This window comes from Streptomyces sp. SPB074 (genome assembly GCF_000154905.1).
Lineage (GTDB): Bacteria > Actinomycetota > Actinomycetes > Streptomycetales > Streptomycetaceae > Streptomyces.
This window is the reverse complement of sequence record NZ_GG770539.1, coordinates 1,726,748-1,732,829: the sequence shown is the minus strand read 5'-3', so window position 1 is coordinate 1,732,829 and position 6,082 is coordinate 1,726,748. Positions and strand designations below refer to the sequence as shown.

General features: G+C 73.6%; 3 protein-coding genes and 1 pseudogene. 2 read left to right on the top strand and 2 right to left on the bottom strand.

Annotated features, from left to right (window positions below):
* The first annotated feature begins 241 nt into the window (after positions 1-241).
* A complete protein-coding gene (serA, locus tag SSBG_RS06870; RefSeq protein ID WP_008745478.1) occupies positions 242-1,837 on the top strand; it encodes a phosphoglycerate dehydrogenase in 1,596 nt (531 codons plus the stop codon).
* A gap of 383 nt (positions 1,838-2,220) precedes the next feature.
* Here the strand turns inward: serA and SSBG_RS30775 are convergent.
* Positions 2,221-3,813: pseudogene (locus tag SSBG_RS30775) on the bottom strand (MFS transporter); the annotation flags it as partial.
* Between the two features lie 164 nt (positions 3,814-3,977).
* Between SSBG_RS30775 and SSBG_RS06865 the strand changes: the two are divergent.
* Positions 3,978-4,598: a TetR/AcrR family transcriptional regulator gene (locus SSBG_RS06865; protein ID WP_008745476.1), complete on the top strand. Its 621-nt coding sequence runs from the start codon at positions 3,978-3,980 to the stop codon at positions 4,596-4,598.
* 854 nt (positions 4,599-5,452) lie between these two features.
* Here the strand turns inward: SSBG_RS06865 and SSBG_RS06860 are convergent.
* A complete protein-coding gene (locus SSBG_RS06860) occupies positions 5,453-5,875 on the bottom strand; it encodes a hypothetical protein (protein ID WP_008745475.1) in 423 nt (140 codons plus the stop codon).
* Between the last annotated feature and the right edge of the window lie 207 nt (positions 5,876-6,082).

Here is a 6,082-nt window from a genome sequence, read left to right as displayed (position 1 = left end):
CCCGCCGGGGGAGCGGTCCGCGCGCGGCGCCCGAAGCGGACACGCGTGCTACGGAAACGTGGTCCAGTCCCGAACGGGTGAACCCTCCGTACGGGCGGATTCAGCCCCTCGGTGCGGCACTACACTGCACTTCCATACGCGTCGGGCCCACAGTGTCGTGCGTCTTCCACGCGGCCAGAACCCCCTCCACCGCAATGCGGCCGTCGGGACGGCCGTCCGCATAGGACTTGTGAGGACACACGTGAGCGCGCAAGACAAGCCTGTCGTACTGATCGCCGAGGAACTGAGCCCCGCCACGGTCGACGCACTCGGACCGGACTTCGAGATCCGTCACTGCGACGGCGCCGACCGGGCCCAGCTCCTTCCGGCCCTCGCCGACGTGGACGCGGTGCTCATCCGCTCCGCGACGAAGATCGACGCCGAGGCAGTGGCCGCGGCACCGAAACTCAAGGTCGTGGCCCGCGCGGGTGTCGGCCTGGACAACGTCGACGTCTCCGCCGCCACCAAGGCCGGCGTCATGGTCGTCAACGCCCCGACCTCCAACATCGTGACCGCCGCCGAGCTCGCCTGCGGCCTGCTCATCGCCACCGCCCGCAACATCCCGCAGGCGGGCCAGGCCCTCAAGGCCGGCGAGTGGAAGCGCTCGAAGTACACGGGCGTCGAACTGGCCGAGAAGACCCTCGGCGTCGTCGGCCTCGGCCGCATCGGCGTCCTCGTCGCGCAGCGCATGTCCGCGTTCGGCATGAAGGTCGTCGCCTACGACCCGTACGTGCAGCCCGCGCGCGCCGCCCAGATGGGCGTCAAGCTCCTCACGCTCGACGAACTCCTCGAAGTCGCCGACTTCATCACCGTGCACCTCCCCAAGACGCCCGAGACGCTCGGTCTCATCGGTGACGAGGCGCTGCACAAGGTCAAGCCCTCGGTCCGCATCGTCAACGCCGCGCGCGGCGGCATCGTGGACGAGGAGGCGCTGGCCTCCGCGCTCAAGGAGGGCCGCGTCGCGGGCGCCGGGCTCGACGTGTACGCGAAGGAGCCCTGCACGGACTCGCCGCTCTTCCAGTTCGACCAGGTCGTGTGCACCCCGCACCTCGGCGCCTCGACCGACGAGGCCCAGGAGAAGGCCGGTATCGCCGTCGCCAAGTCGGTGCGCCTGGCGCTCGCCGGTGAGCTCGTGCCGGACGCGGTCAACGTGCAGGGCGGCGTCATCGCCGAGGACGTCAAGCCGGGCCTGCCGCTCGCCGAGCGCCTGGGCCGCATCTTCACCGCGCTCGCGGGCGAGGTCGCGGTCCGTCTCGACGTCGAGGTCTACGGCGAGATCACCCAGCACGATGTCAAGGTGCTCGAACTCTCCGCCCTCAAGGGTGTCTTCGAGGACGTCGTCGCGGAGACCGTGTCGTACGTCAACGCGCCGCTCTTCGCGCAGGAGCGCGGTGTCGAGGTCCGTCTGACCACCAGCTCGGAGTCCCCCGACCACCGCAACCTCGTGACGGTGCGCGGGACGCTCGGCGACGGCGGCGAGATCGCCGTCTCGGGCACCCTCGCCGGGCCCAAGCACCTCCAGAAGATCGTGGCGATCGGCGAGCACACCGTCGACCTCGCCCTCGCCGACCACATGGTCGTGCTGCGCTACGCCGACCGTCCCGGCGTCGTCGGCACCGTGGGCCGCGTCCTCGGCGAGGCCGGCATCAACATCGCGGGGATGCAGGTCTCGCGCGCCGAGGAGGGCGGCGAGGCCCTCGCGGTCCTCACGGTGGACGACTCGGTCCCCGCCGACGTCCTCGCGGAGGTCGCCCAGGAGACGGGCGCGACGTCGGCGCGCGCGGTGAACCTGACCTGACCGGGCCGAACTTGGCCTGGCTCGACCGAGCTTGGCCTGACTCGGCTGGGAGGCCCCGCCCTGCGGCGGCGCACCTCCTGCGGAGAGCCCGAAGGGGCCCGCTCCTTTCCGCCCGACGGCGGTGGGGGAGCGGGCCCCTTCGGCGTGGGGGCGCGCTGGACGGGCGTGGGGGCGCCTGGGCGCGTGGGCGTGCGGGCGTCCGGGTCCGGATCGCGCGAGGTGCGCGAATCGCCCGCCGCGTACGGGGCGTTCGCCGGGTGCGCACCGTCCGCCCGAACCGGATTCACGCGTCCTCCGGCAGTGGCACGACGGACGACGAGGGCCGGCCTCCCGCGACGCGGGAACAGGGGCCGCCTCGGGGGCGGGCCGGGCGGACGCGTCGCCGGAATCCGTAACCCCCCCTCGCGCGGAGCGAGCGCGGCGCCCGCCGCGCAGAGCACGAAGAGCGCGGCGCACGTCCACGCCGCGACGTGCATCCCGGAGACGAAGGCGTCGCGCGCCGTACGGAGGAGCGACGCGCCCTGCTCCCCGCCGACGCGCGTCGCCTGGGCGACGGCGCCGCCGAGCGTCTCGCGGGCGCTGTGGGGGAGCCCAGCGGGCCCGGCGTCCGTGACGCGGGAGCGGTAGACGCCCGTGGCGAGGGAGCCGAGCGTCGCGAGGCCGAGCGCACCGCCGAACTCCTGACCCGTCTCCCACAAGGCCGACGCGGTGCTCGCGCGGGCGACGGGAACGGCGCCCATCGCCAGATCGGTGAGCTGCGAGAGCGCGACGACGATACCGACGGCGAGCAGCCCGGCGGCGGTCAGGACGAGGGCGAGCGAGCCGGTGCCGACCAGCCCGAGCACCGCCATACCGCCCGCGCTCAGCACGAATCCGGCGGCGACGACGCGACCGCGCGGGACACCGCGCTGCACGAGCGCCGTCACGACGGGGGCCGCCGCGCCGATCGGCACCGAGGGCACGAGGCTCCACAGCGCGGCCTCCAGCGCGCTCAGCCCCAGGACCGACTGGAGGTACTGCGTCGTGAAGAACGAGGAGCCCATCATCCCGAAGGCGGCGAGCGTGCCCAGCACGAGCGCGCCCCGGTAGCCCCGGACCCGGAGCAGGGCCGGCGGCACCATCGGCCGCGCGACGACACGCTGCCGCCGCACGAAGAGCACCAGGAAGCCCAGCCCGGCGGCGAGCGCGAGGGCGTAGGAGGGACGCATCCCGTTGCCGGGGATCTCCTTGAGCGCCCACACCAGCGGCAGGACGGCCGCGAGCGAGAGCGGCACGCTCGGCAGGTCGAACCGCCCGCCCCCGGGGTCGCGGTACTCGGGGATGAGCGGGGGCGCGAGGACGAGCAGCAGGAGCATCGCGGGCAGGTTCACGAGGAAGACGGAGCCCCACCAGTAGTGCTCCACCAGGACACCGCTGACGACCGAACCCAGCGCGATACCACCCGTCAGCACGGCGGTCCACGCGCCGATCGCGCGGGCCCGCTGCTTGGCGTCCTGGAAGAGGACGCGGATCAGGCCCATGGTCGAGGGCATGAGCGTCGCACCGCCGACACCGAGCACGGCGCGCGCGGCGATGAGCATCCCGGGACTCGTCGCGTACGCCGCCGCCGCACTCGCCGCGCCGAACGCCGCCGCGCCGCACAGCAGAAGCCTGCGCCGCCCGATCCGGTCGCCGAGCGATCCCATCGTGAGGAGGAGCCCGGCGAGCAGGAAGCCGTAGATGTCGTAGATCCAGAGCTGTTGCGTACCGCTCGGGGCGAGGTCGGCGTTGATGGCGGGGGCCGCGAAGAAGAGCACGGAGGTGTCCATCGCGACCATGAGGAGGGCGAGAAGGAGAACCCCGAACGCGGCCCACCCACGGCGCCCGGCGCGGGGGGCGGGTGTGGTGGCGGGGGCGGGTGGGGGCGGTGGTGTGGTCCCGGGTTCGGGGCGGTGTTCCGGGTTCTGGGGGTCCGGGTTCAGGTGTTCAGAAGTCATGGTGAGAACGCTAGAGAGGAACTGTACGCGCGTCTATGACGGGCGTATGGGACGGTCGTGTAATACGCTCGTTCGATACGAGCGTCTACATCACCCGCCGTACGCGCCCAGCGCATCTGTACACGCGTCTGGGACGGTTGTCAGAACGCCGGTACGCTGCCCGCATGGGACACCGTGAGGATCTGCTCGAAGGCGCCAAACGCTGCCTGATGGACAAGGGGTTCGCCGCGACGACGGCGCGCGACATCGTGCGGGAGTCTGGCGCGAACCTCGCGTCGATCGGCTACCACTACGGTTCGAAGGACGCCCTGCTCGGGCAGGCCTACGTCGCGCTCGTGGAGGAGATGAACCTGGACGCGCCCCCGAAGTGGCCGGGGGCCGGGGCGGCTCCTGGCTCGCTCGCGCACTTCCGCGCGCGGTGGGAGGCCATCCTCGGCGAGTTTCCCGCGCAGCGCGCCCTGTGGCGGCTCAGCTTCGAGATGGCGCTCTTCGGTGACCGCTGGCCGGATGCCCACGCGGTCCTCGTCGCCGCACAGCCCGCCGGCCGCTCAGGACTCCTCGCGGCCTTCACGGGGCTGGACGAGGACACGCTGCCCCCCGAACTCGTGGACACCGAGGGCCGTCTCTACCTGACGCTGCTCAACGGCCTCACCCTCCAGTGGCTCTTCGACCCCGGGTCCGCGACGACGGCGGAAGCCCTCACGGAGGGAATGCGCGGCTTCCTGGACCGGGTGCGGGAAGTGGAGGAGAGCGGTACGGGGCGGCGTCGCGGGGGAGGGGCGTAGCGTTCTCACGCGCCTCCGCCGGGCGGGGCGCCGGGCGCGTGTGCCGTTCAGCGCTGCACGAGCGCCGGTGCCGCTATCCGGGGCGGGGACGGGCGCGGGAGTGGGGGAGGGCAGTACGTGGCCGCCTCGCGAGGGAGAGGCGTCGGGCGAAGGTGCGCGACTGCCCTACCCGCTTCCGCCGGGCGGGGGTACCGGGCGGGCGTCGAGCAGGTGTGTCGTCCAGTGCGCCACGAGCGCCGGCGCCGCGTCGTCGGGTGGGGGTCGGGTGCGGGAAGTGGCGGAGGACGGTGCGGTGTCGCGTGGGGCGGACCGTTGCGCCAAAGGGCGTAGCGGTCTCGCGCGTCTCCGCCGCGCGGGCATCGGCCAGGTGCGCCGCCCAGTGCCGCACGAGGGCCGGTGCCGTGTCCCCGGGCGGGGGCCAGGTACGGGACATGGAGGAAGGCGGTACAGGGCGGCCTCGCGGGGGCGGTACGGCAAATAGGGCCTCGCGCCAAGGTAGGTGACGGCCGGTTACGGCCTCACGCCCCTCAGCCGGGCGGGGATGCCCGGCAGGGGTCGAGCGTGTATGCCGTGCAGCGCTGCGCGAGCGCCGGTGCCGCGTTCCCGGCAGGGTCGGGCGCAGGGGATGCGGGAGGGCGGTACGTGGCGGTGTTGCGGGGGTGGGGCGTCGGGCTAAGGGGCGTAACGGTCTCGCGCGTCTCGGCGGTACGAGCGTCGAGCAGGTGGGCTGCCCAGTGCTGCACGAGGGCCGGTGCCGTGTCCCCGTGCGGGGTCGGGTGCGGGAAGTGGGGGAGGGCGGTAAGGGGCGATGTCGCGGAGGCGGTGGGCGAACAGGGCCCGGACGCGTGACGGCCTCACGTGCCTCCGTCGGGTCGGGGTGCCGGGCAGGCGTTGAGCACGTACGTCGCCCAGCGTTCCACGAGCGCCCGTGCCGCGTCGCCGGGCGGGGCGAGGAGGATGACGGCGTCGGCGTCGTAGAGCTCGCGCGCCGTCAGCGGGACGCACAGGAGGCCGGCCGGGTGGGCGGCCGTCGCGGCGTTCGGCGCGACGGCGCGGACGAGCGTGCCCGCCGCGTGCAACCGCGCGACCAGCGTCGGCGCGGGGTTCGGCGCGCGCGATGTACCCCTCCCGTCGCACTCCGGGAGGCCGAGCAACAGGACACGCGCGCCCGTGAGCGCCACGCCGCGCGCGGCGAGTCCCTGGGTGAGGCGGTGTACGACGGGATCGTCGTCGTCCGCTGCGTCGGCCGGGGCCGTGACGGCATGGGCTTCGGTCATGCAGGTATATGACCTGAAAAAGCGATCGATGAGAGGGTGCCTGCGGCATCCACGGCCCACGCACCACCCGGACGCCGCACAGCGGCACGCTGTCCCTCCCCCGCAGCGGTACCTCCTCGCTCCCTCGAAGCCGCGCCCCCGCACGGCGGCCCTTGGCCCCTTCCGCGCAGCCGCCGCGCCCCCCTACGCGGCGGCAACCCCCCACAG

Coding starts and splice junctions, on each gene's coding strand:
- SSBG_RS06860 (WP_008745475.1), bottom strand. CDS start 5,875: ATGACCGAAGCCCATGCCGTCACGGCCCCGGCCGACGCAGCGGACGAC.
- SSBG_RS06865 (WP_008745476.1), top strand. CDS start 3,978: ATGGGACACCGTGAGGATCTGCTCGAAGGCGCCAAACGCTGCCTGATG.